At 63.4% G+C, this 26,315-nt stretch carries 30 protein-coding genes and 3 tRNA genes; 14 read left to right on the top strand and 19 right to left on the bottom strand.

The features are described 5' to 3' along the window. Positions 1-141: 141 nt before the first annotated feature. From PQ627_RS06310 to PQ627_RS06300, 3 genes are read left to right on the top strand one after another with little or no spacing between them, the layout of a single operon-like run. Positions 142-858, top strand: coding sequence for a CoA transferase subunit A (locus tag PQ627_RS06310; RefSeq protein WP_274259379.1), 717 nt, complete (start codon positions 142-144; stop codon positions 856-858). A gap of 33 nt (positions 859-891) precedes the next feature. After that, positions 892-1,596, top strand: coding sequence for a CoA transferase subunit B (locus PQ627_RS06305; RefSeq protein ID WP_274259377.1), 705 nt, complete (start codon positions 892-894; stop codon positions 1,594-1,596). Beyond that, on the top strand, positions 1,593-2,807 hold the full coding sequence (locus PQ627_RS06300; RefSeq protein WP_274259375.1) for an acetyl-CoA acetyltransferase: 1,215 nt from the start codon (positions 1,593-1,595) through the stop codon (positions 2,805-2,807). The genes PQ627_RS06305 and PQ627_RS06300 overlap by 4 nt, the downstream gene beginning before the upstream one ends. Positions 2,808-2,886: 79 nt before the next feature. Here PQ627_RS06300 and PQ627_RS06295 read toward each other — a convergent pair whose 3' ends face one another. Together PQ627_RS06295 and PQ627_RS06290 are read right to left on the bottom strand one after the other, a co-directional pair. Further along, entirely contained in the window at positions 2,887-3,570 is a 684-nt protein-coding gene (locus tag PQ627_RS06295; protein ID WP_274259373.1) for an ankyrin repeat domain-containing protein, read from the bottom strand. 62 nt (positions 3,571-3,632) lie between these two features. Continuing rightward, positions 3,633-4,205, bottom strand: coding sequence for a GlcG/HbpS family heme-binding protein (locus tag PQ627_RS06290; RefSeq protein ID WP_274259371.1), 573 nt, complete (start codon positions 4,203-4,205; stop codon positions 3,633-3,635). A gap of 185 nt (positions 4,206-4,390) precedes the next feature. Between PQ627_RS06290 and PQ627_RS06285 the strand changes: the two genes are divergently transcribed. The 5 genes from PQ627_RS06285 to PQ627_RS06265 all read left to right on the top strand — a co-directional run bounded on the left by PQ627_RS06285 (position 4,391) and on the right by PQ627_RS06265 (position 8,611). Next, entirely contained in the window at positions 4,391-5,587 is a 1,197-nt protein-coding gene (locus tag PQ627_RS06285) for a sensor histidine kinase (protein ID WP_274259369.1), read from the top strand. Beyond that, positions 5,584-6,210, top strand: a complete 627-nt coding sequence (locus PQ627_RS06280) for a response regulator (RefSeq protein WP_274259366.1) — start codon at positions 5,584-5,586, stop codon at positions 6,208-6,210. Before PQ627_RS06285 ends, PQ627_RS06280 begins: the two co-directional genes overlap by 4 nt. Positions 6,211-6,236: 26 nt before the next feature. Further along, the gene (locus tag PQ627_RS06275; protein ID WP_274259365.1) at positions 6,237-6,803 is read left to right on the top strand and encodes an HdeD family acid-resistance protein; all 567 of its coding nucleotides are present in this window, start codon (positions 6,237-6,239) and stop codon (positions 6,801-6,803) included. An 80-nt stretch (positions 6,804-6,883) separates the two neighbouring features. Then, complete coding sequence (locus PQ627_RS06270; RefSeq protein WP_274259363.1) at positions 6,884-7,690, top strand: exodeoxyribonuclease III; 807 nt, start codon at positions 6,884-6,886, stop codon at positions 7,688-7,690. Positions 7,691-7,726: 36 nt separating this feature from the next. Continuing rightward, a complete protein-coding gene (locus PQ627_RS06265) occupies positions 7,727-8,611 on the top strand; it encodes a hypothetical protein (protein ID WP_274259361.1) in 885 nt (294 codons plus the stop codon). Here the strand turns inward: PQ627_RS06265 and PQ627_RS06260 are convergent. The 5 genes from PQ627_RS06260 to PQ627_RS06240 all read right to left on the bottom strand — a co-directional run bounded on the left by PQ627_RS06260 (position 8,608) and on the right by PQ627_RS06240 (position 13,351). Then, positions 8,608-9,666: a LacI family DNA-binding transcriptional regulator gene (locus PQ627_RS06260; protein ID WP_144661806.1), complete on the bottom strand. Its 1,059-nt coding sequence runs from the start codon at positions 9,664-9,666 to the stop codon at positions 8,608-8,610. The two genes, PQ627_RS06265 and PQ627_RS06260, sit on opposite strands and share 4 nt — an antisense overlap. A 133-nt stretch (positions 9,667-9,799) precedes the next feature. After that, the gene (locus PQ627_RS06255; protein ID WP_400452519.1) at positions 9,800-10,006 is read right to left on the bottom strand and encodes a hypothetical protein; all 207 of its coding nucleotides are present in this window, start codon (positions 10,004-10,006) and stop codon (positions 9,800-9,802) included. Positions 10,007-10,065: 59 nt separating this feature from the next. Further along, positions 10,066-10,950 carry a carbohydrate ABC transporter permease gene (locus tag PQ627_RS06250; protein ID WP_274259357.1) on the bottom strand — a complete coding sequence of 295 codons (885 nt, stop codon included), beginning with the start codon at positions 10,948-10,950 and terminating at the stop codon, positions 10,066-10,068. Between the two features lies 1 nt (position 10,951). Beyond that, a complete protein-coding gene (locus tag PQ627_RS06245) occupies positions 10,952-11,971 on the bottom strand; it encodes a carbohydrate ABC transporter permease (RefSeq protein WP_373458807.1) in 1,020 nt (339 codons plus the stop codon). Positions 11,972-12,058: 87 nt separating this feature from the next. Next, the gene (locus PQ627_RS06240) at positions 12,059-13,351 is read right to left on the bottom strand and encodes an ABC transporter substrate-binding protein (RefSeq protein ID WP_144661803.1); all 1,293 of its coding nucleotides are present in this window, start codon (positions 13,349-13,351) and stop codon (positions 12,059-12,061) included. Between the two features lie 289 nt (positions 13,352-13,640). On the opposite strand from PQ627_RS06240, the gene PQ627_RS06235 reads away from it, so the two are divergent. Further along, the gene (locus tag PQ627_RS06235; protein ID WP_144661802.1) at positions 13,641-14,042 is read left to right on the top strand and encodes a helix-turn-helix domain-containing protein; all 402 of its coding nucleotides are present in this window, start codon (positions 13,641-13,643) and stop codon (positions 14,040-14,042) included. Between the two features lie 4 nt (positions 14,043-14,046). On the opposite strand, the gene PQ627_RS06230 is transcribed toward PQ627_RS06235, so the two are convergent. The 7 genes from PQ627_RS06230 to PQ627_RS06200 form a co-directional block, all read right to left on the bottom strand. Next, complete coding sequence (locus PQ627_RS06230) at positions 14,047-14,733, bottom strand: DNA alkylation repair protein (RefSeq protein ID WP_274259354.1); 687 nt, start codon at positions 14,731-14,733, stop codon at positions 14,047-14,049. Position 14,734: 1 nt separating this feature from the next. Beyond that, positions 14,735-15,346 carry a hypothetical protein gene (locus PQ627_RS06225; protein ID WP_144661800.1) on the bottom strand — a complete coding sequence of 204 codons (612 nt, stop codon included), beginning with the start codon at positions 15,344-15,346 and terminating at the stop codon, positions 14,735-14,737. Beyond that, positions 15,343-15,996, bottom strand: coding sequence for a DUF6286 domain-containing protein (locus tag PQ627_RS06220; protein ID WP_274259352.1), 654 nt, complete (start codon positions 15,994-15,996; stop codon positions 15,343-15,345). Before PQ627_RS06220 ends, PQ627_RS06225 begins: the two co-directional genes overlap by 4 nt. Next, the gene (locus PQ627_RS06215) at positions 15,993-16,373 is read right to left on the bottom strand and encodes a hypothetical protein (RefSeq protein ID WP_274259350.1); all 381 of its coding nucleotides are present in this window, start codon (positions 16,371-16,373) and stop codon (positions 15,993-15,995) included. Before PQ627_RS06215 ends, PQ627_RS06220 begins: the two co-directional genes overlap by 4 nt. Next, on the bottom strand, positions 16,370-16,561 hold the full coding sequence (locus tag PQ627_RS06210) for a DUF2273 domain-containing protein (protein ID WP_144661797.1): 192 nt from the start codon (positions 16,559-16,561) through the stop codon (positions 16,370-16,372). The genes PQ627_RS06215 and PQ627_RS06210 overlap by 4 nt, the downstream gene beginning before the upstream one ends. Next, positions 16,558-17,004 carry an Asp23/Gls24 family envelope stress response protein gene (locus PQ627_RS06205; protein WP_144661796.1) on the bottom strand — a complete coding sequence of 149 codons (447 nt, stop codon included), beginning with the start codon at positions 17,002-17,004 and terminating at the stop codon, positions 16,558-16,560. The genes PQ627_RS06210 and PQ627_RS06205 overlap by 4 nt, the downstream gene beginning before the upstream one ends. Positions 17,005-17,081: 77 nt before the next feature. Then, positions 17,082-17,600, bottom strand: coding sequence for a hypothetical protein (locus PQ627_RS06200; protein WP_274259347.1), 519 nt, complete (start codon positions 17,598-17,600; stop codon positions 17,082-17,084). Positions 17,601-17,768: 168 nt separating this feature from the next. Here PQ627_RS06200 and PQ627_RS06195 point away from each other — a divergent pair, with 168 nt between their 5' ends. Together PQ627_RS06195 and PQ627_RS06190 are read left to right on the top strand one after the other, a co-directional pair. Further along, on the top strand, positions 17,769-18,410 hold the full coding sequence (locus tag PQ627_RS06195) for a DUF6318 family protein (protein ID WP_274259345.1): 642 nt from the start codon (positions 17,769-17,771) through the stop codon (positions 18,408-18,410). A 218-nt stretch (positions 18,411-18,628) separates the two neighbouring features. Further along, positions 18,629-19,357 (top strand): PKD domain-containing protein, encoded by a 729-nt coding sequence (locus PQ627_RS06190; protein WP_274259343.1) that lies wholly within the window; start codon positions 18,629-18,631, stop codon positions 19,355-19,357. A 282-nt stretch (positions 19,358-19,639) separates the two neighbouring features. Here PQ627_RS06190 and PQ627_RS06185 read toward each other — a convergent pair. From PQ627_RS06185 to PQ627_RS06175, 3 genes are all read right to left on the bottom strand, one after another. Then, positions 19,640-19,715 (bottom strand) — tRNA-Phe (locus PQ627_RS06185). Between the two features lie 46 nt (positions 19,716-19,761). Next, positions 19,762-19,835 (bottom strand) — tRNA-Asp (locus PQ627_RS06180). Between the two features lie 84 nt (positions 19,836-19,919). Next, positions 19,920-19,992, bottom strand: a tRNA-Glu gene (locus PQ627_RS06175). A 304-nt stretch (positions 19,993-20,296) separates the two neighbouring features. Here PQ627_RS06175 and PQ627_RS06170 point away from each other — a divergent pair. Then, a complete protein-coding gene (locus PQ627_RS06170; protein ID WP_274259341.1) occupies positions 20,297-21,238 on the top strand; it encodes a DMT family transporter in 942 nt (313 codons plus the stop codon). On the opposite strand, the gene PQ627_RS06165 is transcribed toward PQ627_RS06170, so the two are convergent. Then, positions 21,235-22,158 carry a PfkB family carbohydrate kinase gene (locus PQ627_RS06165; protein WP_144661792.1) on the bottom strand — a complete coding sequence of 308 codons (924 nt, stop codon included), beginning with the start codon at positions 22,156-22,158 and terminating at the stop codon, positions 21,235-21,237. The genes PQ627_RS06170 and PQ627_RS06165 overlap by 4 nt on opposite strands. A gap of 92 nt (positions 22,159-22,250) precedes the next feature. Here PQ627_RS06165 and PQ627_RS06160 point away from each other — a divergent pair, with 92 nt between their 5' ends. Together PQ627_RS06160 and PQ627_RS06155 are read left to right on the top strand one after the other, a co-directional pair. Next, positions 22,251-22,712 (top strand): metallopeptidase family protein, encoded by a 462-nt coding sequence (locus tag PQ627_RS06160; protein WP_144661791.1) that lies wholly within the window; start codon positions 22,251-22,253, stop codon positions 22,710-22,712. Positions 22,713-22,722: 10 nt separating this feature from the next. After that, positions 22,723-23,643, top strand: a complete 921-nt coding sequence (locus PQ627_RS06155) for a cation diffusion facilitator family transporter (protein ID WP_144661790.1) — start codon at positions 22,723-22,725, stop codon at positions 23,641-23,643. Here the strand turns inward: PQ627_RS06155 and PQ627_RS06150 are convergent. Continuing rightward, complete coding sequence (locus PQ627_RS06150) at positions 23,640-26,291, bottom strand: PEP/pyruvate-binding domain-containing protein (RefSeq protein ID WP_274259437.1); 2,652 nt, start codon at positions 26,289-26,291, stop codon at positions 23,640-23,642. The genes PQ627_RS06155 and PQ627_RS06150 overlap by 4 nt on opposite strands. Positions 26,292-26,315: the final 24 nt, after the last annotated feature.

Raw genomic sequence — 26,315 nt, 5'->3', positions numbered from 1 at the left:
ATGGACAAGTCCCAGCGTACCGTCCACACCATGAGTAGCCAACGCAACCGGCCATTGACCCCATAAGCCGAAAAATCTACGCTCCAGAGCAGATACAAAGAACGTCCACAAAGTGGATACACACTCAACGAGGAGCCCCACATGTCCAAACTCCACGCGAGCGCAGCCCAAGCGCTCCATGACCTTTTGGCAGATGGCCAGATCATCGCCGTCGGCGGTTTTGGCCTCAGCGGCATCCCCGCCGACCTGATCGACGCCGTCCGCGAGTCGGGCGTCAAGGATCTCACCATCGTCTCGAACAACATGGGCGTCGACGGCAAGGGCTTGGGAGTCCTCATCGAGGCGGGCCAGGTCCGCAAAGTCATCGCCTCTTACGTCGGCGAGAACAAGCTGTTCGCCGAGCAGTACCTGGCCGGCCAGCTGGAGGTCGAGTTCACACCGCAGGGCACCCTCGCTGAACGCCTCCGTGCAGGCGGCGCCGGCATCCCGGCCTTCTACACCCGCACCGGCGTGGGCACCCTGGTTGCCGAAGGCAAGCCCCTGGAAGAGTTCGACGGCGTGACTTACGTCCGCGAGCGCGCCATCACGGCAGATATCGCCCTGGTCCACGCCCACACCGCGGACACCGACGGCAACCTGATCTACCGCTACACGGCCCGCAACTTCAACCCGGTGGTCGCCACGGCGGGCAACGTGACCATCGCCGAGTCGGAGGTCATCGTGGAGCCGGGCCGGCTGGACCCGAACCACATCGTCACCCCGGGCGTCTACGTCCAGCGGTTGGTGCAGGCCACCGACCGCGTCAAGGACATCGAACAGCGCACGGTCCGCCAGCGCCTCGAAACCGCGGCCGTCTAAGCCGCCCTCCAAGCAGAGAATAGGAGCAACACCATGGCATGGACACGTGACCAGATGGCTGCCATCGCGGCCGAAGAACTCAACGACGGCGACTACGTCAACCTCGGCATCGGCATCCCGACGCTCGTTGCAAACAACCTGCCCGACGGCGTGCGGGTGGTCCTCCAGAGCGAGAATGGCCTGCTCGGGATGGGCCCATTCCCCTACGAGGGCGAGGAAGACGCCGACCTCATCAACGCCGGTAAACAAACCGTCACCATCACTCCCGGCGGCAGCATCTTCGACTCGGCAACGTCGTTCGGCATGATCCGCGGCGGCCACGTCAAGGTCGCCATCCTCGGTGCCATGCAGGTGTCCGGCAGCGGGGACCTGGCCAACTGGACCATCCCCGGCAAGATGGTCAAGGGCATGGGCGGGGCCATGGACCTGGTCGCCGGAACACCGCGGGTAGTGGTCCTGACCGAGCACAATGCCAAGGATGGCTCAGCCAAGATCGTCACCGAATGCACGCTGCCCCTAACGGGCCTGAAGTGCGTGGACCGGATCATCACGGACCTCGCCGTTTTCGACGTCGAGACTAATGAAACGCACGACGGCGGCACGCGCCTGCTGCTGACCCGGCTCGCCCCGGGCGTCACGGTGGAAGAAATCACGGAAAAGACAGAAGCGGCTTTCGAGGTCGCGCTGGAGGACAGCGTGACGGCTGAAGCAGCAGCACTGGAAGGAGCTACGGCATGAGCCTCAAGGATCAATTCGGCAAGGACATCCTGCTCACGGGCTGGGGCCACAGCAAGTTCGGCAAGCTCACGGACGACACTTTGGAGACGCTGATCGTTGAGGTAGCCGGTGACGCCATCCGGAACTCAGGCCTGGACCCCAAGGACATCGACGAGATCTACCTTGGCCAGTTCAACTCCGGCATGCAGCCCTTGGGTTTCACGTCGTCGCTGGCGTTGCAGCTGTCGGCGGATCTGGCCAACGTTCCAGCCACGCGCACCGAAAATGCTTGCGCTTCAGGTTCTGCGGCGTTCCAGCAGGGAGTGAAGGCACTCCTTGCGGGCACAGCCCGGAATGTCCTGGTGATCGGTGCGGAAAAGATGACAGACGCCGGAGCCGACGTGGTGGGGGCAGCGCTGCTTGGCGCGTCCTATGAGATGGCCGGCAAGCCCTCGACAACCGGCTTCACGGGCCTTTTCGCCGAGGTTGCCCAGCACTACGACAAGCGCTACGGCTCATCGATCAGCAGCCCGGGCTACGAAGCTGGCCTCGGAGATGTCCTGGGTTCCATCTCGGCCAAGAACCACCGCAACGGCATGGACAACCCGTACGCCCAGATGCACCGTGACTTCGGCGAGGAGTTCTGCCGCACCATTTCGGACAAGAATCCCATGGTGGCCGAGCCCCTGCGCCGCACTGACTGTTCGCCGGTCTCCGACGGTGCTGCCGCCGTCGTACTGTCCACCCAAGCGAGCAACGGCGCAACCACAGCCGTGCGCCTTGCCGGATTTGGCCACGCGAACGATTTCTTCCCGGCGGAGAAGCGCGACCCCACCGAGTTCGCCGCCACGCGGGCTTCGTGGGAGCGGGCGTTCGGCATGGCGGGCGTTGAGGTAGGCGACCTGGACTTCGCGGAGGTGCACGACTGCTTCACGATCGCCGAACTCATCATGTACGAAGCCATGGGACTGGCGCCACGCGGCGAGGGTTCCCGGGCGATCAAGGAAGGCTGGGTCTACAAGGACGGAAAGCTGCCCGTCAACGTGTCCGGCGGCTTGAAGGCAAAGGGCCACCCTGTTGGCGCCACGGGCGTGTCGCAGCACGTGATCGCGGCGATGCAGCTCAGTGGCACCGCCGGGGACATGCAGTTGCCCAATGCCCGGCGCGGAGCGGTTCAAAACATGGGCGGCGTGGGCATCGCGAATTACGTGAGCATCCTCGAATCGCTGTAGGAACCCAACTAGGGGACAGCAAACGTTCCACTGAGCTCTCATTGGAACAAGTGCTGTCCCCTACTTGGGTGGGCGGGGCTCAGCGGTTCCGGATCAGCGCCGCGATCTCCGTAAATCCGAGCCGCTCCGCGTTCTGCAGGGCGGTCCGGCCTTCGGGGTCGCGGATGTCCGGATCAGCCCCGGCCGCGAGCAACTGCTTCACCACGTCCTGCTGCTTCGGCCCGCCGTTGTTGAGCAGGATCGCTTCCTGCATCGCGGTCCAGCCCAGGTTGTTCACGTGGTTGACCGGCACACCGGCGGCGATCAGGATCCGCACCGTGTCCGTATGCCCGTGCTCGCTCGCGGGGATCAGTGCTGTGCCGCCGTACCTGTTGATGCTGCGGACGTCGGCCCCGGCTTCCAACGTCAGCTGGAGGACTTCGTTGAACCCTTCGGCCCCTGCATAGAGGAACGCGGAGTCCTGGATGGAGTCTTTGGCGTTCACGTTCCCGCCCGCCGCGATCAGCTCCCGGACCCGGACGGGATCGTTGGCTTTCGCGGCGAGGATCAGGAGCCGGTCGGTTTCCCTTTGTGCCTCGGGAGACAGTGGGGTTGGGGCCACCACGGCAGGGGACGACGACGCCGGGCCCGGGCTCGCGCTGGACGCTGCGGTTGGGCTGGGAGCTCCGGGAGTCGTGGCCGCGCTGGGAGGCGACGGCACCGCCGTCGAACATCCCGCCAGCACCCCAAGCACCACCACCAACCCGAGAGTTTTTGTACACATAACGCTCCTAAAACGCTTCCTAAAGGGCATTATCTGCACAAAAACTCCGAGAGGGGGCACGGCTACTTCGCCGCGGCCAGGGCGTCGGCTCCGGCGGTCGCGCAGGCTTCGTCGAGGGCACCGTCGGGGGCACCGCCGACGCCGATACCCGCCACCGATACGCCGTTCACCTTCAGCGGCACGCCACCGGAGAGGAACAAGGTGCCGGGGAGGTCGGCGATGGATGGGCCGTTGCCGTTGACGCGCTTGGCCAACTCGCTGGTTGGAGCACCGAAGGCCGCAGCGGTGTAGGCCTTCTGCTTTGCGGCCTCGATGGTGTGCTCAGCGGCGTTGTCTCCGCGAAGAAGTGCCTGGACGGTACCGAAGCGGTCAACCAAGGCCACGGTCACGAACGGCAGTTTGTCGACCTGGCACTTGGCGAGCGCCGCGTTGACGGCCTTGCTGGATGCACCGACGGTGATGCGGTTCTGGGCTACGACGTTCTCCGGCGCCGGCTGGACGTCCGCCGGAATCTTGGCTGCCGCGGCCTCAGGCACCGCGGACGGTGCAACGGCGTTGGCCACGGCTGTGATCCCGCCGGTGAGCAACAGCGCTCCGGCAGCGGCGGCGGCAAGCATCTTGTTGGGCTTCTTCATGGGTTCTCCTTGGAATGTTCCGGGGTACAACTCCATGCTTCCGCGGGGCACAACAAAGCACATCGGCCCAACGCAGCGCCCAACCTCAGCCTTTCCGCCTCCGGTATCAGCCAAAAGGCGGAGAGACGTTCAGCGGCCCGGGACCTAGCATGGAAAGAGCGCCATCAACCGAACGGGAACCATCCATGACAGCAGGCACCAGGCCGCCGGCCGACGGCCAAAAGGACGGCCGCATCGACGTAGTGGTGCATCTCGGATTCGCGGTGCTCATGGTCGCATCGGGCGTCCGGTACATCATGCGCCACTCCCCCTCGGACAACCTCTGGACCGTGGCCCTGGCCGCCGCAGTGTGCGCGCTTTACGCCGTGACGGCCGCGCTGGCCCGGCCCAGGCCGGCCACGGACCGGATGCAACGCCGGAACGGGCCCCGGATACAACGCCGGAACCTGTGGATTCCGTGGATGATCGCCCTGGTGGCAGCCTGGTCCACCCTTGTCATCGTTGCCCCGAGCTTCGCCTGGTGCTCCTTCGCCATCTTCTTCCTGACGCGCAGGGCTTTCAGCGGCTGGGCGGGCTACACCGCCGGCGGCGTGACCGCAGCGGCCACCGCCGTCGGGCTGTTCCGGATGAGCGACTGGACCGACGTGGCCATGTTGCTCGGCCCGCTGGCCGCCGGCGCCCTGCTCACCCTGATCTACGACAAGATCGAGCGCGACCAGGAGCAGTTGGCCGCCACCGAACGCGAGGCCGGAATCGTCGCCGAACGCGAGCGCGTGTCCCGGGAAATCCACGACACCGTCACGCAGGGCCTCGCCAGCAGCTTGCTCCTCCTTGAGGCGGCGCAGCGTTCCTGGCCCGAGGGTTCGGCCCGGCAGGACGTCGCCAAGGCGTCCGGGCTGCTGAGGCGAAACCTCGCCGACACCCGCAGCCTGGTGCACGAACTTTCCGCCCCCGGCTTGGAATCCGAGCCCCTTCCGGAGGCCCTGCAGCACGCCGCGCGCCAGTACGTGGAGTCCATCGACGTCCACGTCACCGGGCAAGCCCGCCCCATCCCCGCCGAGGTCCGCCATGCCTTGCTCCGCGTGACCCAGAGTGCGGCCGCCAACATCAAGCTCCACGCGCACGCGGACCACGCCAGCGTGACCCTCGGGTACCTCCCGGAGGCGGTCACCCTGGACGTGTACGACGACGGCCGCGGCTTCGATCCCACAGCGGTACCTCCACCGTCGCCCACCGGAGGGTACGGCCTGCGGGCCATGCGGCAACGGGTGGAACAGCTGGGTGGAGAATTGTCCGTGGAGAGCACGCCGGGCGAAGGAACGATCATCGCGGCGCAGCTGCCGCTCGCCCCGCCGACGCGGTCATCAAGGGAGGGCCTTTGACCACCATTTCCGTGCTGCTTGTGGATGACCACACCGTGGTCCGCAGCGGACTCAAGGCGCTGCTGGGCACCCAGCCCGACATCGCCGTCGTCGGTGACGTCTCCTCGGGTGAGGAAGCGCTGGAAGCTGTCCAGGAACATGCGCCCGCTGTGGTGCTGATGGATCTGTCAATGGGCGCCGGGATGGACGGCATCGAGGCCATCAAAAAGCTCCGCCAACGCAACCCGAAGCAGGCGGTGATTGTGTTCACCACCTACGACTCCGACGCCGACATCGTCCGGGCAGTGGACGCCGGAGCCATGGGGTACCTGCTCAAGGACGCCGTTCCCGAAGAGATCTTCGCGGCCGTTCGCGGCGCCGTCCAGGGCAAAAGCGTCATGAGCGCGCCGGTGGCTTCGAGGCTGTTCCAGCACATGCGGAACCCTGACGAAGTGCTCACGCCCCGGGAGGCGGAACTGCTCAGCCTCCTGACCCAGGGCCTCAGCAACCGGGACCTTGGCAAACGCCTCTTCATCTCCGAAGCCACGGTCAAGACACACCTGGCCCACATCTATGCCAAGCTCGGGGTCGAGACCCGGGCGGCGGCCATAGCCACGGCCATCCGTCGGGAGGGGATGCGGTAAAGGCAGCCGTTGGTTACGCTGACCGTATGTCGGACACAACGGGTCGCAGAATGTTCACTACTCCAGGGACGGCTTTGTTGGTCCGGGGAGTCCTCGCCATACTTTTTGGGCTCTTGGTGCTGGTGTTGCCAAATGCCGCGGTGTTCGCAGTCGTGGTGGTGTTCGGATTCTTCGCGATCATCGACGGCGTCACCAGCGTTGCCCACTATTTTTACGATCCTGCCGGCCGCTCCGTCTGGAGCCTGGTGGGTGGATTCGTTTCCATCGCCGCCGGCATCCTGGCCATCGCATGGCCCGGTATTACGGCTGCCGCGATCGGCATCCTCATCGGCTTGTGGGCCTTGATGCTGGGAATCTCGCAGATCATCCTGGCGCTGGCTGCCCGCAGCTTTATCCGGAGCTGGGGCCTGTGGCTGCTGACCGGCCTGATCACTACGGTTTTCGGGATTGTCGTCCTGGTCAACCCAGGTGTAGGGCTGTTGGGACTTACGGGCATGCTGGCCGCCTTCGCCATCGTGACGGGGTTGCTGCTGATCGCTTCCGGCATCGGTCTCCGCAAGTTGGCCACCAACCGGACGCTGTACAGGTACTAGTCCCGGGACGCACGGCCCAAGGCGACGGTATTAAGCCGCAGGGGGATGCGCTCAGCGCCAAGTTCGGTAAGTTAGTGGCTGTGAAGATAGCTACCTGGAATGTGAACTCCCTCCGCGCCCGAGCCGACCGCGTGGAGGCCTGGCTTGAGCGCAGCGACTGCGATGTCCTGGCCATCCAGGAGACCAAGTGCAAGGACGAAAACTTCCCCTGGGAACTCTTTGAGCGCATGGGGTACGAGGTAGCGCACTTCGGCGTGAACCAGTGGAACGGCGTTGCCATCGCCTCCCGCGTGGGCTTGGAGGACGTGGAACGCACGTTCGTGGACCAGCCCGCTTTCGGCAAGGCCGGCAAGGACCCGGCCCAGGAAGCCCGCGCCATCGCAGCCACCTGCGGCGGTATCCGCATCTGGAGCCTGTACGTTCCCAACGGCCGCTCCTTGGACGACGAACACATGCCGTACAAGATCAAGTGGCTCGAAGTCCTCCGCGGCCAGGCTGCCGAGTGGGTCCAGGCCGATCCCAACGCCCAGATTGCCCTCATGGGTGACTGGAACATCGCCCCGTTCGACGACGACGTCTGGGACATCGAGCTCTTCCGCAACAACAACTACACCCACGTCAGCGAACCCGAGCGGGCAGCGTTCCACGCGTTCGAAACCGCCGGATTCACCGACGTCGTACGTCCTTACACGCCGGGTCCCGGCGTCTACACGTACTGGGACTACACGCAGTTGCGCTTCCCGAAGAAGGAAGGCATGAGGATCGACTTCTGCCTCGCATCGGCCCCTCTCGCCGCAAGGGTCACAGGCGCGTCGATTGACCGTGAGGAGCGCAAGGGTAAAGGCGCATCCGATCACGCTCCTGTGATTGTGGAGCTCGCAGACTAGGCACCACTGACTCGAAATGAAAGGGGCTGGCCGGACATGAGTGGAAAGCTGTACAGGGGCCAGGCCGGTCTGCCCTTTTCTTCGTCGCTGCGGGTCTACGAGCCCCTCGAGGCTTTCCCTCCCGAGCAGCAGCGCCAGCTCGTGGCCGAGGGCAGCAAGGCAGGTTCCCGGGCCGCCGTCGAAAATGCGGAGCTCCAGGCCTCGCTGGGACGCATCACGCGCTCGGGCGGTGACCCCTTTCCGACCGGCCGCACCGATCTGGTGCGCATGACCCGGGTCCCGATCGGGCGCCACGCCGCGCCGTCCAATGAAGAGGACGACGCCGGGCGGGTACTTTACTGCCCCAGCCAACTGGTGATTCGGGCCGGCTTGGCGGCCAACGCGCTCATGGACGGGGTGCACAGTCCGCTGGCCGACCTGCTCATCCCTGTCTCGCAGAGGGACAAGCACCAACAACGGATCGACCGGATCAATGCCCGGGAAGATACCAAACGCGTCCACACCCGGGCCTCCACCTGGGGAATCCCCTTCAGCTGGTTCTCGCTTTTTGCCGAGTCGGACCGCAAGGACGTGGTGGAATCGGAGGGACGGATCCTCACGGTGCGGGTGTGGACGCCGCTGACCGAGGCTTTGGAAAGGGCGCGGTTTTCCGTGGCCCACCTGGCGCTGGCCGCCCCGGATTTGGACATGCTCGACGACCTGACCCAGCTCACCGAATGGCTTGAACTGTTCCACGTTCAGTCCATGGTGGAGCTGGATTACGGTGCTGTGGCAGACAAGGTGTACCCCGACGATTCGCCCATGGACGTCCGGCTGGGCATAGAGTGCTTGGCCGAAGGCGACATGACCGGCGCCGCTGCGGCCTACAGGCGGCTTGCCTCCCGGTGGATTCCCATCCGGCAGCTGGCGCGCGCTTCCTAGTTTGAGCTGTAGGGCGGTGCGGTTGTCTCGCGGATGATCAGATGGTGCGGCGCCACTTCCGAGTGGACGGCGCCGGGGTTGCCGTCGAGCTCGTCCAACAGCATCCGGGTGGCCAGTTCCGCTTGGTTGTCGGGACGTTGACCAACAGTGGTCAGGCCGAGTGAGGACGAAAAATCGTGATCATCGATGCCGATGACGGACAGGTCCTCCGGGACCCTGACTCCGTGCCGTCCGGCCTCAAAGATCACGCCCATGGCCATCTCGTCGGAGGAACAGAAAATCGCCGTCGGTTTGCGCCCGGGCTGGCTCCACAGCCGGTTGAAGGCCTGCTGCCCACTCGCCACGGTGAAATCGCCCCACTGGTCCCATTCAGGGCGCACTTCCAAACCGGCGTCTGACATGACTTCCTGGAAGGCGCGGATACGCACGCGGGGAACGTCGAAGTTCAAGTCCGTTTCGTCGTCGCCATGAAGCAGGGCAATGTCCTTGTGTCCCAAATCCAGCAGGTGTTTCACGGCGGTGGACGCGGCATCGTAGTCGTTGATGCCAATGTAGGCGCAATCCTCAACGTGGCCACCTACCACCACCAAGGGGATGTCGATCTTGTGGAGGTGCTCCAATTCATCCTCCGTCAAGGACATGCAGAGCACCAACAGGGCGTCGATCTGTTTGTAGACCATGGTGGAGCTGAAGAGCCGCTCGCGGTTGCTGCCGTGGCCGCCCAGGTTGAACAAGGAGAGGTTGTACTTCCTTGAATGGAGTTCACGGTCGGCGCCCTCAATGGCTTTGGAGAAAAACCAGCGGCTGACGAAGGGAGCAAGGACGCCAATGGTGCGGGTGCGGCCCGTCGCCAGCCCGGAGGCCGACGACGACGCCACATAACCCAGCTCACCGGCGACCCTGAGGATCTTCTCCCGCGTTGCCGGAGAAACCCGTGGCAAGCCACGCACTGCCCGTGAGACAGTCGCCGTCGAGACTCCGGCCGCAACGGCAACGTCCTCGATACTGACGCCGGCATGGCCGCCGCGTTGGGACCGCTCGTTCGTCTTTGCCACTAAAGCCCCCTTTTTGGTGCATGCCGAAAGCCGAGGGCTCGTTCCCGGACGGCACCTTACAGCCTATTCCGCCTGCCTGCCGATCGCCGACTTCATGCAGCTTGTTTCGACGTCGGTCAGTTACTGTTCTCTCCTAACCAAGCCGCCGCGTGGTGCGCCGGGGCAACTTGCTGCGCAGCCGGAGCATGCCCCAGAGCGCCAGCACCACGGCCAGAAGACCGAGCGCCCAGCCCCAGGCCGACTGTCCTGAGAGTTCCATCGAAACGGTGGCGATCAGGAGCACCAGGCCCCAGAAAGCCAGGAAGCCGATGATGATGTCGAAATCCTCCGCGGAACGCACCCTTTTGTTGCCCGCATCGGGTTTCGTGGGCGAGGCCCGCCGTCGATCACCGTAACTTGTCACTTGACGGCACCCGCCGTGAGACCCGCAACAATCTTGCGCTGGAAGACCAACACCAGGACCACCAACGGAATGGTGACCACGGTACCCGCTGCCATGACAGCCGTGTACGGTTCCTGGTGGGGCTGTGCACCGGCAAAGTAGGCGATGGCTACAGTGACCGTCTTGGTTGCGTCGTTGGACAACTGGCTGGCGATAAGGAATTCATTCCAGGAGGCAATGAAGGCCAGGATTGCCGTGGTGAACGTTGCCGGCGCTGCCAGCGGAAGGATCACTTTCCGGAAGGCCTGCCCCTGCGTGCAACCGTCGATCCTTGCCGCTTCCTCGAGCTCCCACGGCATTTCACGGAAGAAGGAAGTCAGCGTGTAAACCGTGAGTGGAAGAACGAAGGAGATGTTCGGAATGATCAGCGCCTGGTAGGTTCCGAACCAGCCGATGTTGGTGAACAGCTGGAACAGCGGGGTTACCAAGGCGACGCCCGGGAACATTGAAGCTCCCAGGATGAAGCCGAGGACCACGAACTTGAACCGGAAATTCAGCCGGGCCAGCGCGTAGGCGGCAAAGACGCCGACCAGGAGCGCAACGACTGTCGTGACAGCGCCAACGATGAGGCTGTTCAACAGGTTTCGGCCGAAGTGGTTGCCCAGGCTCTCGTCGAACACTGTGGCGAAGTTGTCCCACGTGACGTGGGTAAAGAACGGCGTAGTGTCGAACGTGTACCCGACATCCCGGAAGGCCGTGACAACCATCCAGTAGAAGGGTGCCAAGCACCAGATGAGGATGACGACGGCACTGATGTAAGTGCGCAGTGACCCCCAGTTGAAGGCGCGCTTGGGTCGTTCAACCGGAGTGGCGGACGTTTTGGAAGCTGTGGCTGTGCTCATCTCACTTGGCCTTTCCGGAAGATGTGGCTGCATCCACGGCGTTCGCCCCGAGGAAGCGGACGAAGATAAAGGCCACAAGGAAGATCACCAGGAATGTAATGGTCGATAGCGCCGCCGCTGTATTGAACCCTTGCCTGATTTGTTGCACGACAAGGATGGACAACGTGGTGGTGCCGTTGGCGCCCTGGGTCATGATCGCGGGAAGGTCGTACATGCGCAGTGCGTCCAGGACGCGGAACAGGATGGCTACCATCAGTGCCGGCCTGACCAACGGAAGCGTGATCAAGCGGAAGCGCTGCCACGTGGACGCGCCGTCGACTTTGGCTGCTTCGTAAACTTCATCAGGAATCAGTTGCAGGCCTGCCAGGATCAACAGCGCCATAAACGGCGTTGTCTTCCAGACGTCGGCAATGATGATGGCCCACTTGGCCGGCCATTCCGAACCTGTCCACAGGATTTGGGTTCCGAACAGCTTGTTGGCGATGCCTTCGAAGGCGAAGATGAAGAACCAGAGCTTGGCGGTGACGGCCGTTGGAATGGCCCACGGCACCAGGACGGCTGCGCGGATCAGGCTGCGGCCACGGAAAGCACGGGCCATGATGATCGCCATCCAGAAGCCGAGGATGGTCTCAAAGGCGACCGTAACTGCCGTGAAGAAAAACGTCGTCCCCATTGAATCCCAGAACTGGGCTCCGAGTGTTCCCGGAGGACAGGCGACGGATCCGCCGCCGGGGGCGGTGCACTGCTGCAACAGCCAGTGTGTGTAGTTTTCAAATCCGGCCGGGCCGCCTTCTGAGAAGAACCCGGTGGCGGGGTCAAGGCCTGAGTCCTTCTGGAAGGACATGATGATTGCGTTGAGCACCGGGTAGATGATCACGATGGCCAGAAGGATGAGCGACGGCGCCAGGAGGGTGTAGGCCCAGCGTCCTTGCGTGAGTTGCTTCCGGTCGGCGCTTTCACGGCTTGGCATTGTGTGCTTGGAAGCGGTCGCCGTGTCTGGTTTTTGTAATTCTGTTGACATGTCAAGACTCCTGTCAGGGAGAAGGCCGTGGCCGGAGTCCGGCTGCCCGCCACTCAGGAACGGGCAGCCGGACTTTAGCCCGGGTGGTTACTTAGCTCCGGCCGACTCAATAGCCGCTTGCATGTCGGAGATTGCCGAGTCCACGGTCTTCTCTCCCTTGAGGGCGGCATAGGCGTTATCCTGCACAGCCTTGGTGACGGCGGGGTAGAACGGCGTCACGGGGCGCGGAACCGCGTTCTCGATGGACGTCTTCAGCACCGGGAGGTACGGCAGCTTGGTCACGAGTTCCTGATCGTCATAGAGCTTGGTCAGGACAGGGGCCAGCGAACCCTGGGTAGCGTAGAAGCGCTGCGTTTCCTCGCTGGTGATGAACTTGATGAAGTCCGCAACCGTTGCCTTGTTCTTGGAGTACACGCTCATGGCGATGTTGTGGCCACCCAGCGAGGAGGCGCCGGGGCCATCCTTGCCCGGGAGGGGAGCCATCTTGAAGGTGTCCTTCACAGTGGACGAGCCATCGGTCTTGGCCAGGTTGTATACGTACGGCCAGTTGCGGTGGAAGAGGAGCTTGCCGGCTTCGAAGGCCTGGCGTCCCTGCTCTTCCTGGAAGGTGATTGCCTCGGTCGGGATGTTGCCATCCTTGTAGGCGTTGACCAGGTTGGTGAGGCCCGCCTTGGCTTCACTGGAGTTCACGGCAGCCTTGCCGGACTCATCAACAATCTTGCCGCCTGCGGAGTTGATGGCTTCGGCCGCGTTGACCGTGAGGCCTTCATACTTCTGGAACTGGCCTGCGTAGCAGCCGATATTGTTCTGCTTGGCGATGTCGCACATCTTCATCATCTCGTCCCACGTCTTGGGCGGGTTGGGCACCAAGTCGCCGCGGTAGTAGAGGATGCCACCGTCCGAGCTCTGCGGAGCCGCGTAGAGGGTGTTGTTGTACGTGGCGCTCTTGACCGTGGACTCGAGCATGCCATCCGTGGAGATCGCCGTCTTGTCCTTGAGCGGCTGGAGCCATCCCTTGGCAGCGAATTCTGCCACCCAGATGAGGTCAACGCTCATGACGTCGTAGTTGGCGTTCTTGGCCTGGAAGTTCTGCACAAGGTCATCGTGCTGCTGGTCGGCCTGGTCGGACTGCTCCTTGAACGTTACTTTCTCGTTCGGGTGCGCAGCATTCCACTTTTCAATAAGCGGCCGGACAACGTTGCTGTTGTCCTTGCCTTGGACGTAGGTGATCGGCCCACGGCCGTCAAGGTTGTTGGCTGCATCGCCGCTGGCACCTCCGGAGTTGGTGCCGCCGCCGCCACCTCCGCCACCACAGGCGGTAAGGGACAGAGCCAGGACTCCGGCGACAGCTGCCGGGAGCAGGAACTTTTTGGATTTCATGCTGGGAACTCCTCGGTGAGTGGACCAGGTTTTTCCGCGGTGCGGTTGATGTGGTGAGGCTCACAATAGTCATGTGATTGCAGAAAATGCAAGCGCTTACACGCGCCGTGACCACAACGATACAAAGTAGTCTGATTATTTGCCGCGACGGGGCCCATGGAGGGGCGTCTTCCGGTCAAGCCGCCCGCATATTCCTCGGGCAGGCTGCCTCCGCGGAAGGCCCTTTCCCGGGCGTTAGTATCCTGTTTCGATTTGATTGCCCAGTATTGCCTATGGAACAGTGGGAAGCGTGGATGAACTCGAAGCACTACAGACCATTGGACGGCTCATCAAAGAGGAACGCCTTGCCCAAGGTCTGAGCCAGGTGCAGTTGGCCAAACAGGCCGGGACTGCCATCAAGACGGTGCGGACGCTGGAATCAGGTACGCGGCGCACTCAGGAAATCAACCAGCGCAAGCTTGAGCATGCGCTGGGTTGGCGTGCGGGGTCCGTGTCCGAGGTACTCAAGGGCAAGTCGAATTTCGCGCCGGACATGATCACACCGGACGACATGCGCTCAAGCGACGTTTCGCGGCAAGCAGGGCCCCATGTTGCGGTTCCCGCTGCCCCCATCGCGCGGGCCTCGCACCTGTCCGACGAAGAACTCCTGGCCGAGCTCACCTACCGGATGATGCAGCGCAACAGAGACTAATGAGTTAGGCACCGGCTTTGCGTCTGACCATTTCAGTGATCCAAACAGGGGCGAAGGGTGAGGTGCAGTTCGGCGGCGTCGGATAATCCTTCAGCACTTCCAGACGCTCACCGATATCCAGTGCACGGTCGCGATATTCCGGGTGCTCAATTCCGATTTGCGCCAGGCAATTGTTCATTGCCCACTGCAAACGCTCCGGAGCCTCCTTCATTTCTGCTTCAATAATGTCCAGCAATTTGCCCAGGTCCAGGCCCTCAGGCTTTTTGACGATGCGCTCCGAGGTCAATGCCCAGCCCGCGCTGGCCACCACAGGATCGGGGTCGGAAAACCAAGCCACCCGCAGATCTTCGGCTGCTGGATTCTTCTTGACCACGTAATTCACCAGCCAGTCGTGCACCTTTGGTGCGCGGGCCTCCCGCAGCATGCCATCCAGCTCGTTTTGGTCATAAGACTTTGGCCGGCAGATCAGGAGAGAAAGCAGTCGGGCGGCGGTGTCGCCCGTAGCCCACAGTTCCCGGGCCAAGTCGGGCTGGACTTTGAGCCGCTTGGCTATGGCCCGCAGTTTTCCGAGATTTACACCGTGATCGTCGCCGTGCTTTTCGTTTATTTCGCGGGCCCGCGGATCCTCCAGCGCTGCAAGCTCCGCGCGGACGTCGGCGACAGAAGCCTTCAGCGCACTGACTGTTTCCATCTCAGCGCACCCGTTCGGCCTTGGTAAACCGTGACCGAGCCCCTGAAACCATATGCACCAGAACGGGGGTCTTCCGGCCGATGACAAGATCCAAGGCCTCAACCAGTTGCGAGATTTCCGCGGCCAGAAGGTGTGGTGCCACACCCTGCCGGGGTTGAACCCGTATGCGAAGGCCCGGCCTGCCCCTGAACTCGTAGGTTGCTACGGACGCACCTGCAAGGTCGGTCCGCTCCGCCAATGCTGACCGGAGTGCCTGCTCGGCGACGCCACCGCCTATCCTTACTTCGCCGTCGACATCGCTGTCATCGCTGCTGGCCACCAGCAGGTTAGCCCGACCCTTGCCCTGCTGCGATAGCCACGCAATCATGGCGACGATGACCACCACCAGGACCACGCCGGCCACGATCCAGAGCCAGCTCTCTTCACGGCCCGGGAAGCGGGTCTGCCGGAACGCATTTTCCGCTTCGGCCCAAACCCCGGCCGCCCAACCGTGCCACCAAGCCGCCACCGCGGGAACGGTAGCCAGCAGCAGGAGCAACAGGCCGACAGCCAGGAGTTTGAACCCGATGATGAACAGCAATACGCGGTTCAGTGCCCGAGGTGTCCCGTTCAAGCTCCGATCACCCCCGAAGACGCCAGGTTGACCCGCACTGTTGGCATGGGCACCGGCGACATCTCTTCGAGCTCAGCCTGGACCGCGGCGAGTACAGCCTCGCGGCTCACCCTGCTCCCGGACGTTGGCCGGACGTTGACCACCACGGTTTGGCGGGAAACCACCACCATGACTTGTTCCTGGGTGACGTTGGCGGCCGTCCGTGCTCGACGGGCCAGCGCCGAGGCCAGCACTTCGTCATCAACCACGACGGCGGTACGCGGGTCGCGGAGCAGATGGCGTGCCCGACGCCCGGGCAGTACAGCTTGGAGGAGGAAGAAGAGGCCTGCCATGGCGATCACGGCTCCGCTCGCTCCCAGTAACAGATGCGAAATGCCCTCTGGAAGGGCGATGATCCGTTCGGCTGCAGTTGTGGGGTCAACCAGCCACGGCGGCTGCCCGACGGCACGGACCCCTGCTTCCAGCAACGCGTACACGCAGAGGACGATGACCAGCACCGCTGCAATGACGGCTGCGGCGGCCCGGGACGAATGGGTCTCCCGGCGCAGAATACGACTCATTTCAGGGTCTTCCCCCGCCACAGGGGTAGCCCCGGGGTTTTGGTCCGGGCCGACAGCCAGGAACTTCTCCGTTTCCTGATCCTGCGTCATTGAACGCGGCCTCCCTCCCTGACGTGGGCCCCACTAATCCTGATATCCACCCTGCTTAATTGGGATCCACTCAGCCGGGTCACCGACTCAAGGACGACGGCTTTGGCAGCTACGGCCCGGTCCCAGATGGAGCCACCGAATCCCTGAACGCGCCTCGGATCGCGGAGGACTTCCGTCAAAGCCGGGACGCTGATGGGTGCCACGATCGACAAAGCCAGCAGGCCGTCGTCGTCAGTCCAGTCTGCGCGGATGTCGCTGGCCTCCACGCCGAGCGCCTCGGCGGCAGCGGCGCGAGCCAGGGAAGTCAAAGCCTGGGTACTGATCCGGTTGTGGCCGGCCAGGCTGGTGGTGTTCTCCACAGCCTCAGCCACGCTCATGATGAAGAGCGCCGGCCCGTAATGGCGTCAAGGACGCTTCGTAGATCCAGCTTTCCGTCAGCTGCCCGGCCAAGGAGCGCTCCGATTCCCATGAAGAGCAGCGAGATCACGAAGCCCCACAGCCCGAACGAGAATGACATGAACGCCACGAAGGCTCCGATCGCGATTCCCACCACGGTCATGCTCACTGGAGTGCCTCCCTTTCCACCACGACGGTCTTGGCTCCGGCCTGTTTTGCCGGCGGCGCAATGAAGACATCGGTGATCTCAATGTTCACTTCGATCACCTGGAGGCCCACGAGTTCCTCGACGGCGCGGTACACCGCGGCCCTGACCTGGTTGGCGACGCCATGCAAGGGATGACCGTAGAGGGCAACCAGCGTGATGTCCACGGCAACTTGGGTTTCGCCCACCTCGGCGCGGACGCCCGCTGCGTGGTCTGAACTTCCTACGGCGTCACGGATCGCGCCAAGAGCACGGGAAGGACCTGATCCGAGGGAGTAGACTCCCGGCACTGCCCGGGCGGCGATGCCCGCCACTTTCGCCACGGCCGCTTCCGAGATAATGGTGCGTCCCGTCCCGGGAATTTCGCCCCCGGGCACAGGATCCGGCTGCACGTTCTGGACTTCCATGGAGCACTCCCCTTCTCTTGAGTACCACCCTAGCGTCTAGCTGCGACGCTTTGGAGACAAAGGGATGCGCGCGGCGCCTAGGCGCAGTTCTTCTCCACCCAGGCCGGGATGGGCTTCATCAGTTCCTCGAACTGGCCGTCGCCGTACTTGGTGAGATCCGATCCCGCGGACTCGGTAAAGTTGCGGAGTTTTTCGAAGGCCGGCTTCAGCTCTTCGGGCACCTTGCCTTGCGCCTTGGACAACTCGTCCTTGGCCTTTTGGACTTCCGCAGGGTCGCCGCCGGTAATGGCCGCCATGGGGAGGATGGTGACGCTGAGCAGCGATGCACTCACCGCGATACAAGCCTCCGACATGGACGCGTATTGTCCGTAGGCGCCGCCGGTTCCCGTGGACGTGCTCGTGGATGTGCTGGGGCTGGCCGAAGCGGAGCTTGACGCATCTTCCGCGGCCGGCGCCTTGGATGAGGCTGCATTCGATGCCGACGGCGTGCTTTGAGCGGCTGGCGCCGGAGCAGAGCAAGCGCTGAGCGTCAGCATTGCGACGATACCGGCAGCGGCAGCGAAGCGACCGGAAGCAGACAGGCGTGAACGTTCCATGATTTCCCCCAAGGATGATGAAAAGACAATTCGATGGGCTAAGAATACGTCGAGGATGCAGCGGGGGCCAAAGACGTTATCCACAGGCACCGGTTCCGGCTGGGAGCCGACCGAATGCCCTGCTTAGACTGGCCGCCACACCGTCGAACAGCTGTTGGGGAGCTCGTCATGTCACGCGTTACGTTTGCCGCTTTATTCATCGCGGCTGCTGTGATTCTCACCGGATGCCAGGGCGGGCCCGGTCCCAGCGCTTCGCCTTCAGGACCGGGCACGACGCCGGCGCCCACCTTGAGCGTCTCGGTTCCGGCGCCCTCGGCTACTCCTACAGCGGTTGCGGGGGTTTACAAGCCGGCAGATTCGAAGGGGAAAGCCGAGAATGTGCCAGTTCCCGTGATGCCGGAGCTGGCGAAGGAGAACTCGAAGGCGGGGTTGGAGGCGTTCATTGGGTACTGGTACGCGACTTACTCCTACGCGATTGAAACTGGCGATCTCACAGCGTGGCGAAACATCACAAATATGGCGATCCCGGTGGCCATAGCCCACAACGACTCAGTGAGACTGAACTACATCGAGGGCAGATGGATGGCCGGAGGCCGACTCGTGACGCCGAGAGTTGACGTTACGTGGAACAGTAACCCGGATCGGATCCAGTCGGCCAAAGTCCAAGTAATCCAGGAAGCCATCCAGTACTACGATGCCGGCGGCACCAAAGGGCAAGCGGATTCCGCCGCAACGAATACGGCCGACGCTGTCTTCGCCAAGTATGGTGACGGTTGGCAAGTAACCGACTACGGATCGATAGTGGGTTAGCTGTGAAGCGGCTGAAATCGAGTGGTGCTTTTCTGCTTCTTCTCATTCTGCAGTCCATCGTCATCTCCACTCCAGCACAAGCAGATGAGACACGCGTCAGCGCTGATCGACATGAGAGGCAGATAGAAGTCGGAGCCACGTTCGTCCTGAATACTGAAACCGGAGCTTCGGAGCCGATATCCGGCACTTCCCCAGGCGCTGAGGACCCGAATCAATACATGGCCGATGTTCACTGCCGTTCAGGCGGCTCCGATACTCCGGATAGAGGCTGCCTCACGCTGGACTGCCCGCCGAAAACTCCCGGCGGCGAAGCAGGCACCCCCGTCATTTGGCGGCAAGCTCCGAAGTCGATCACGAACCCTGTGTGGACGGACTACCCCGCCGTCAGCGGACCCACTTGCTTGTACGGCCCCCAACCCGGGAACGTCCTGGCCGACATCGCTGCCCGGATCCTCACCGACTTCCGGCAACTCCCCGTCAACCCCGGAACACTTCAAGCCCAGCCGTTCCCCCACACCCTCAAAGGCGCACCCACCAACTTCTACACCAGCACAACCGCACAAACCTTCGACGTCACCATCCTCGGCCAAACAGTCCACCTCACCGCCACCCCGACCAGCTACACCTACAACTTCGGCGACGGCACCACCCTCGGCCCCACACCAGCCACCGGATACCCCATCCCCCAAACCGAATGGCTCACCACCGACACCCGCACCAGCCACACCTACACAAACACCGGCAACTACCCAGCCACCGCCACCACCACTTTCACCGGCACCTACTCAGTCAACAACGGCCCACCCCTGCCCATCAACGGAACCCTGAACCTCACCACCCCGCCCATCACCATCCAGGTCTGGAAAACAGAACGAGCCCTCGTCGCCGACACCTGCGAACAAAACCCCCAATCCTGGGGCTGCCCCGGCACCGAACCAACCCACTAAGGCCTCGACACCGCCGCTTCCTGACCCGTTTTGAACCCGAAACAGCTCGAACCCGCCGGAAAATCACGCCATCCGACCTCAAACAAGGTCAGGAAGCCACACAAAGACCCAGCCCGGGCCGCCACCACCCACTTTGACCACGAAACCACCGGGGACACACCACCAGAACGGGCATGTTGGCTTCATCATAGTTCCAAAGTCGGTGGTGGCGGCACACGCAAAGACGGGAACAACGGGTTAAAAGAAGAAAAGCACCAGTTCCGAAGAACTGATGCTTCCCAGTGGTGGCTCCGACCGGCGTCGATCCGGTGACCTTTCGATTTTCAGTCGAACGCTCTACCAACTGAGCTACAGAGCCTAGGTGACATCTCACCTTGAGAACCGAATTGCTTCGGCGCTCAGAGCGACCCTGACGGGACTTGAACCCGCGACCTCCGCCGTGACAGGGCGGCGCGCTAACCAACTGCGCTACAGGGCCTTGCGTTTGCAGTATCTCTACTGCGTTTTTTTCAAGGCTTCTAGCTTACCAGACTTTTTTCGTCCGATTTACCACTTCCTTGCGTACCCCCAACGGGATTCGAACCCGTGCCGCCGCCGTGAAAGGGCGGTGTCCTAGGCCGCTAGACGATGGGGGCCTGAACTCAATTCGGATTTTGCAAAGAAAAGGCACGCTTTATGCGTTCTTTCCGTGTCTCGCTCGTCCGAACTGGACTCTAAAACTTTAGAGCATAGATGCCGATATTCCCAAATCGAGCTCTGCGGGCGCTCGTAGACCCCTCATCGAGAGGCGGGGTCCCACCCCGTTGAGGCCGTCAAAGAGTCGAGATCCCGCCCCTCACGCAGGCACCGGAAGGCCGCGGGCAAACTTTGGCAGGATCTTGCCCTGACGCGTCCGAAAACCGCCAGCCTGCCAAGGCGATGCCCGGATAGATTTGGCTCATGACAACCACTTCCCCGGCCGAACCCGGCCAACCGTCCCCGGGCTTGCCTCCGCGCACCACCCCCGCGCCAGGAGCAGCCATCAGCAAAGCCGGCATCGCAGCGGTCGTCGTCACGGTCGTGCTCTGGGCTTCGGCCTTCGTCGGCATCCGGGCAGTCGGCCCTAGCTTCTCCCCCGGGTCCTTGACCCTGGGACGGTTGGCGGTTGCCGCCGTCGTGCTTGGCATCGTCGTCCTGCCGACCCTGAAAGTCTGGCCGCGCGGCCGGGAGTGGCTGCCCATCGTGGCTTACGGGGTGATGTGGTTCGGCGGCTACAACGTGGCCCTGAACGCCGCTGAACACATGCTCGACGCCGGCACCAGCGCCATGCTGATCAACGTCTCGCCCATCCTCATCGCCATCCTCGCCGGCGTCGTGCTCAAGGAGGGCTTTCCCCGCTGGCTGTTGATCGGCAGCGCCGTGGCCTTCTGCGGTGTCGCGATGATCGCCTTGGGTTCGGGACAGCGTTCGACGGCGGATGTCGCCGGGGTGTTGTTGTGCCTCCTGGCCGCTGTGCTCGCCTCCGTGAGCGCGATCCTGCAGAAACCCGTGCTCCGCAAGTTCTCCGCAGGCCAGGCAACCTGGTTCGGCATCATGATTGGTGCGTTGTGCTGCCTGCCTTGGGCGGGCCAGCTGGTGGCCGAGGTCCAAGCTGCGCCGCTTCCGGCCACGCTCGGCCTGGTGTACCTGGGCGTTTTCCCCACGGCCATCGCCTTCACCACGTGGGCCTATGCGCTCTCGCTCATCTCGGCCGGCAAGCTGGCAGCCACCACATACCTGGTTCCGGGCACGACCATCCTGATTTCGTGGGCTGTCCTCCAGGAAGTTCCCACCATCTGGGGATTGATCGGTGGCGTGGTGTGCCTGGTGGGCGTCGGGCTGACGCGGCGCGGCAACAGCTAGCGGGCCATCTCTGCCAAGAGTTCCCGGTGCGTGGGAGGGTTGGCTCCCCGACGCCCTACGGTAATGGCCGCAGCCATCGACGCGATGTTGCCGATGCGTTCGAGCACGGTAGGTGCGAGTCCGTCGCTGCCTCGGAGCAACAACCCCATGATCAGTGCTGACATGTAGGAATCACCGGCACCAATGGTGTCGGCCACGGTGGACGGCACAGCGCGAACCCGGATCTGTATGTGGCGGGTTGCCATCAACGAACCCTTTGCACCCTCGGTCATCACTGCCAAAGTGGTGCCCAGCGTCAGAAGATGGCTCGCGATGTCTTCCAGCGCCTTGCCCGGATAGAGCCAGTGCGCGTCGGAGGCACTCATCCTGACAACGTCGGTCAGTGGAACAATCTCTTCGAACGTGGTGAGTGCCTCGTGGTGGCTGCCCAGCAGATCAGTGCGGATGTTGGGATCGTAGGTGACCATGCACCCGCCCTGCGCCTGTTCCAACAAGCTCCGGACCGACCCCGCCCCTGGTTCCAGGAACGTCGCGATGGACCCTGTGTGCAGAATCCTCGGCGCATACGGCAGGGCAAGTGGAGCCAGTGCCCATTCAATGTCGAAGGTATAGGCGGCCGAGCCGTCGGCAGCTATCCGGGCTGTCGCCGTCGCGGTCTTTCCCATCGACTGGGACCCGGGCAGCAGCACCACGCCGGCGCTCTGCAAGTGCGCGGCGATGGCGTCGCCGCGCTGGTCCCTGCCGATAGCCGTCAGCAAGCCGGCTTTCACGTCCAGCCGGCCCAAGCCATAGGCAACGTTGGTGGGCGATCCGCCGGGGTACTCGGCCTGCCCGTCGGGCGACTGCACGATATCGATCAGCGCCTCACCCACCACGACGACGTCGAGGGGTTCAGACATGGGGGAAGCGGTGGAAGTCATGCGGTTCCTGTGTCTATGCGGAAGGGACTGAGTTCAGTATCCCTCATCACAGACAGGGCCCCAATACTGCCACAGCAGACTAAAGTCGAGTCATGCCCGCGAATCTTCCTCCCGGACTTCCCATAATTCCCGACGGCGAGCGCCCGTTTTCGCCGTTGCCGGACCGAAGCGCCGCGCACCGGCCGCCCTTCGAGATGTCGCCCGAGGATTTCGAGGAAGCTGTCAGTGATGCCTTGCAGCTGATTCCCGCGAAGGCCGCCCGCGCCATGGACAACGTGGCCATCTTCATTGAGGACGATTACACGCCCCAGCCAGGTGAGGACCCGGCCACCGTGCTGCTGGGTCTCTATGAGGGCGTGCCGCTGACGGAGCGCGACTCGTGGTGGGATGCAGGGTCGCTGCCGGATCGGATCACGATCTTCCGCCAGCCCATCCTGAATATCTGCACCAGCCGCCAAGAGGTCATAGACGAGGTGGCAATCACCGTTGTCCACGAGATCGCCCACCACTTCGGGATTGACGACGACCGCCTGCACGAGCTCGGCTGGGGCTAGCCTTATAACCATGGGGCATGATCACAACCACTCGCACGGCGTCACTGCAACCGGCAAGCACCGGAAACGCCTGATCGCTGTCCTGTGCATCACCTTGGGCGTGGTGGGCATCCAGGTGATTGGCGCCGTCGTCTCCGGCTCCCTCGCACTGCTGGCGGACGCCGGACATATGCTTTCCGACGCCGCAGGCGTCTTCATAGCGCTGATGGCGGCATGGATCGCCACCCGGCCGGCCAGTGACCAGCGGACGTACGGCTACCAGCGCGCGGAAGTGCTCGCTGCCTTGGCCAACGCGCTGATCCTCCTTGTGATCGCCGTCGTGATCATGATCGAGGCCATTCGGCGATTCGGCGAAACAACCGAGATCCATACGGACGTGATGCTGTGGGCCGCCATCCTGGGCGCTGTCGCCAACCTGGTTTCCCTGCTGATCCTGCAAGGAGCGCAAAAGGAGAGCCTCAACGTCCGCGGTGCCTACCTTGAGGTCCTGGGCGACCTTCTGGGCTCCATCGCCGTCATTGTGGCTGCCGTCGTGATCATGACCACCGGCTTCTCCGCTGCCGACCCCATCGCTTCCGTCCTGATCGCCCTGATGATCATTCCGCGCGCCTGGCACCTGCTCCGCGACGTAGTGGACGTGCTCCTTGAGGCAACTCCCAAGGGCGTGGATGTGAACATGATCCGCGAACACATCATGGCCGTTGACGGTGTGGTGGAAGCCCACGACATCCACATCTGGACCATCACCTCCGGCGTACCCGTGTTCTCAGCCCATGTGGTGGTTGAGGACGATGTCCTGAACGCCACGGGAGCCGACAGCATCCTGGACCAGTTGGGATCCTGCCTTGGCCGCCACTTCGACACCGAGCACTGCACATTCCAGTTGGAGCCCGTCAGCCATTCCGAGCACGAATCCCACCAACACGCCTAAGCGGTTTCCCCTTCCGCAGTGACCGTCCCCGCCCCGCCGTCCACGGTGATGAGCTGGCCGGTCCGTAGTCTCGTGGTCGCGTCCGCGACGCCCACCACCGCAGGGATGCCATATTCACGGGCCACCACGGCGCCATGCGAGTTGGGTCCTCCCATCTCCATGACCAGGCCTCCGGCTGTGAGGAACAGCGGCGTCCAGCCAGGATCCGTGGACGGCGCAACGAGGATCTCCCCCGGTTCCAGGTGGGCTCCTACAGGATCCATGACCACCCGCGCAGGCGCGGTGATGAGACCCGACGACGCCGGACTGCCGGACAAAGTGCCCGGGCGCTGACCCGCGTTGGCCGCGGCTGTGGCTGTCGCCTCGGGTTCCGTGCCGTCGGACAAGAGCATCCGGGGTATGTGCCTCCGGCGTAGTTCTTGTTCGTAGGCAGCCCTGTGTTCAGCTGCTGCGCCGCGCAAGTCGTCGCCGGCCAAGGCGTTTTCCACCGCGTCCAGGTCCAGGAAGAAAATATCCTCGGGCCGTTCGATCCGCTGCGATGCGGCCAATTCGTTCCCGACCAGCAGCAACTGCTGCCGGGCGGCGGAGAGCCCCAGGACCAGGTTGTATTTGGGCGACTCCCGTAGACCAGCAAATCTCCGTGTACGGTCCAGAGCTAAGCGCGCCACCCACGCGTGAAGCGGGCTGATTGTCCGGGCCCGCGCCACGAACTTTGCCACTTGCTGCTCGGCGTCCGCTGCTGCCTTCCGGAACTGCTCGTCGGGGGCGCCGGCACCGGGCTGCAGCCTCAGATAGTTGGCAAGGACTCCGAGGATATGGGTTGGATCATCGCGCCAACGGGGCATGCCAAGATCGATCTCAGCCACGGCACGGTGACCGTACGTTTGAAGGAACGCTTCCAGACCGGATTGGGCCACGGCAGGCAGTTCGGCGTTCCTGTACTGGCCGGCCAAGGCTTCCGCCGTTTGTCCCACCATGGAGGCGACGGCGTCGGGATCTTCCCGGATCCGCGAGGCGAGCTGCCACAGCGCCAGGTCCATCTCAGTGGTGACATTGTTCGGCAGGCCACGGATCACGGTCTGAAGTTCATCGTAGGAGGCCCGCTCGCCCAGCATCCGTCCCACCAATGCCAGCAGCGCAAAGCCAAGAAGGGGAAGCGGCAACAGCTGGGGCACTGTGGCAAAGAGTTCCCGTCCGAGAATTCTCTGCACGTGCGCGATCCGTTGATGTGCTGTGGCCTGGGCGGGGACGGCCAGCGCCTTCCGAAGGTCCGAGTCGAGTCGCTCCACCCTTTGCATTGCAGCATCCGGACGGAACAGACCCCGAAAAATCGATTCCGGAACACGGTACTTGGCCGCCACGGGTGCAACGTGGCGGATGAGTTTCAGCGGAGTCTTGATGGTTACTGAAAAGCGTGGGTCTTCGAACAAGCCCCGCATCAGTTTTGCGGACCGGGCTTCCATGACATCAAAGACCCGGGGCACAATCGTCCGCCCGACCCGGCTCCGCAACACCGACGTCAGATCGAAGAAAATGCGCTGGCCTGCCTCGTAATAGGGCGGTGGGCCAGACCGGGGATCCGGGACGGAAAAGCCCGCGGTTCCGGCAACACACGAAGCTATGAGACGGATTCCGGCCAGGCCCATGGGTGTCAGTGGCCGGGTGAGCCCCTGGGCGAGGCTGAAATTCAGGAAGGCATGGACACCGGGCACGGGAGGGGTGCGGGTTGTCAGGGGGTACAAGGTGGTGATGGGCCGCGCCTGGGTCAACCACAGTTTCCCGTCGGCATCGAGCGCCCACTCGGTATCCTGCGGGGCTCCGTAGTGTTTCTCCACCAGGCGGCCCAGCCCCGCCAGCTCGCGGATCTGCCGATCACTGAGGCAAGGTTGAAAGCCCGTTTCCGGGTGGGCCCTTTCCCTCCGCTCAGTCCCGCCTCCCGGGACGGAACGGATCTCTACCTGCCTGTCGCCGACTGTACGTTTCAAAATGGCGCTGTTGGTCAGGTCCACAACGTACTGATCCGGGTTCACGGCCCCGGACACCACGGCCTCCCCCAAACCCGGGCTGGCATCGATCACAGCCTCGGACCTCTTGCCCGTCACCGGATTGGCTGTGAACATTACGCCCGCCGCGACGGAATCCACCATCACCTGGACGACGACAGCCAAGGCCGCGGATGCATGGTCGATGCCGTTGGTGGCCCGGTATGTCACTGCGCGGTCGGTCCAGAGGGAAGCCCAGCAGCGGCCCACGGCGTCGAGAACCGAGTCCACGCCCACGACGTTCAGGTAGGTGTCCTGTTGACCGGCGAAACTGGCAAAGGGCAGGTCTTCGGCGGTGGCCGATGACCTGACGGCCACGGGGGCTTCGATCCCCAGCCCTTGGTAGGCCGACCGCACCGCGGCAGCGACATCGGATGGCAGCCCTGCCTCGAGCACCAGTGAACGGGCCCGTCCTGCGAGCAGGTTCAACCCCGGGAGGTCGGCCGTGCTGGTGGACTTCAGTGCCTCGCAGACTTCATCGAGGCCGCTGGCGGAGAGAGCCCGGCGATATGCCTCTGTGGTCAGGCAAAAGCCCGGCGGCACGGGCAGGCCGGCACTTGCCAATTCCCCCAGATTGGCTGCCTTGCCACCCACGTCGGGGAGCATGGGTCCACGAATATCCCTGAGGTC

It is taken from the genome of Paenarthrobacter sp. AB444 (assembly GCF_028736865.1).
Lineage (GTDB): Bacteria > Actinomycetota > Actinomycetes > Actinomycetales > Micrococcaceae > Arthrobacter > Arthrobacter nicotinovorans_B.
The sequence above is the reverse complement of the archived record's forward strand: the minus strand, read 5'-3'. Positions and strand labels throughout refer to the sequence as shown.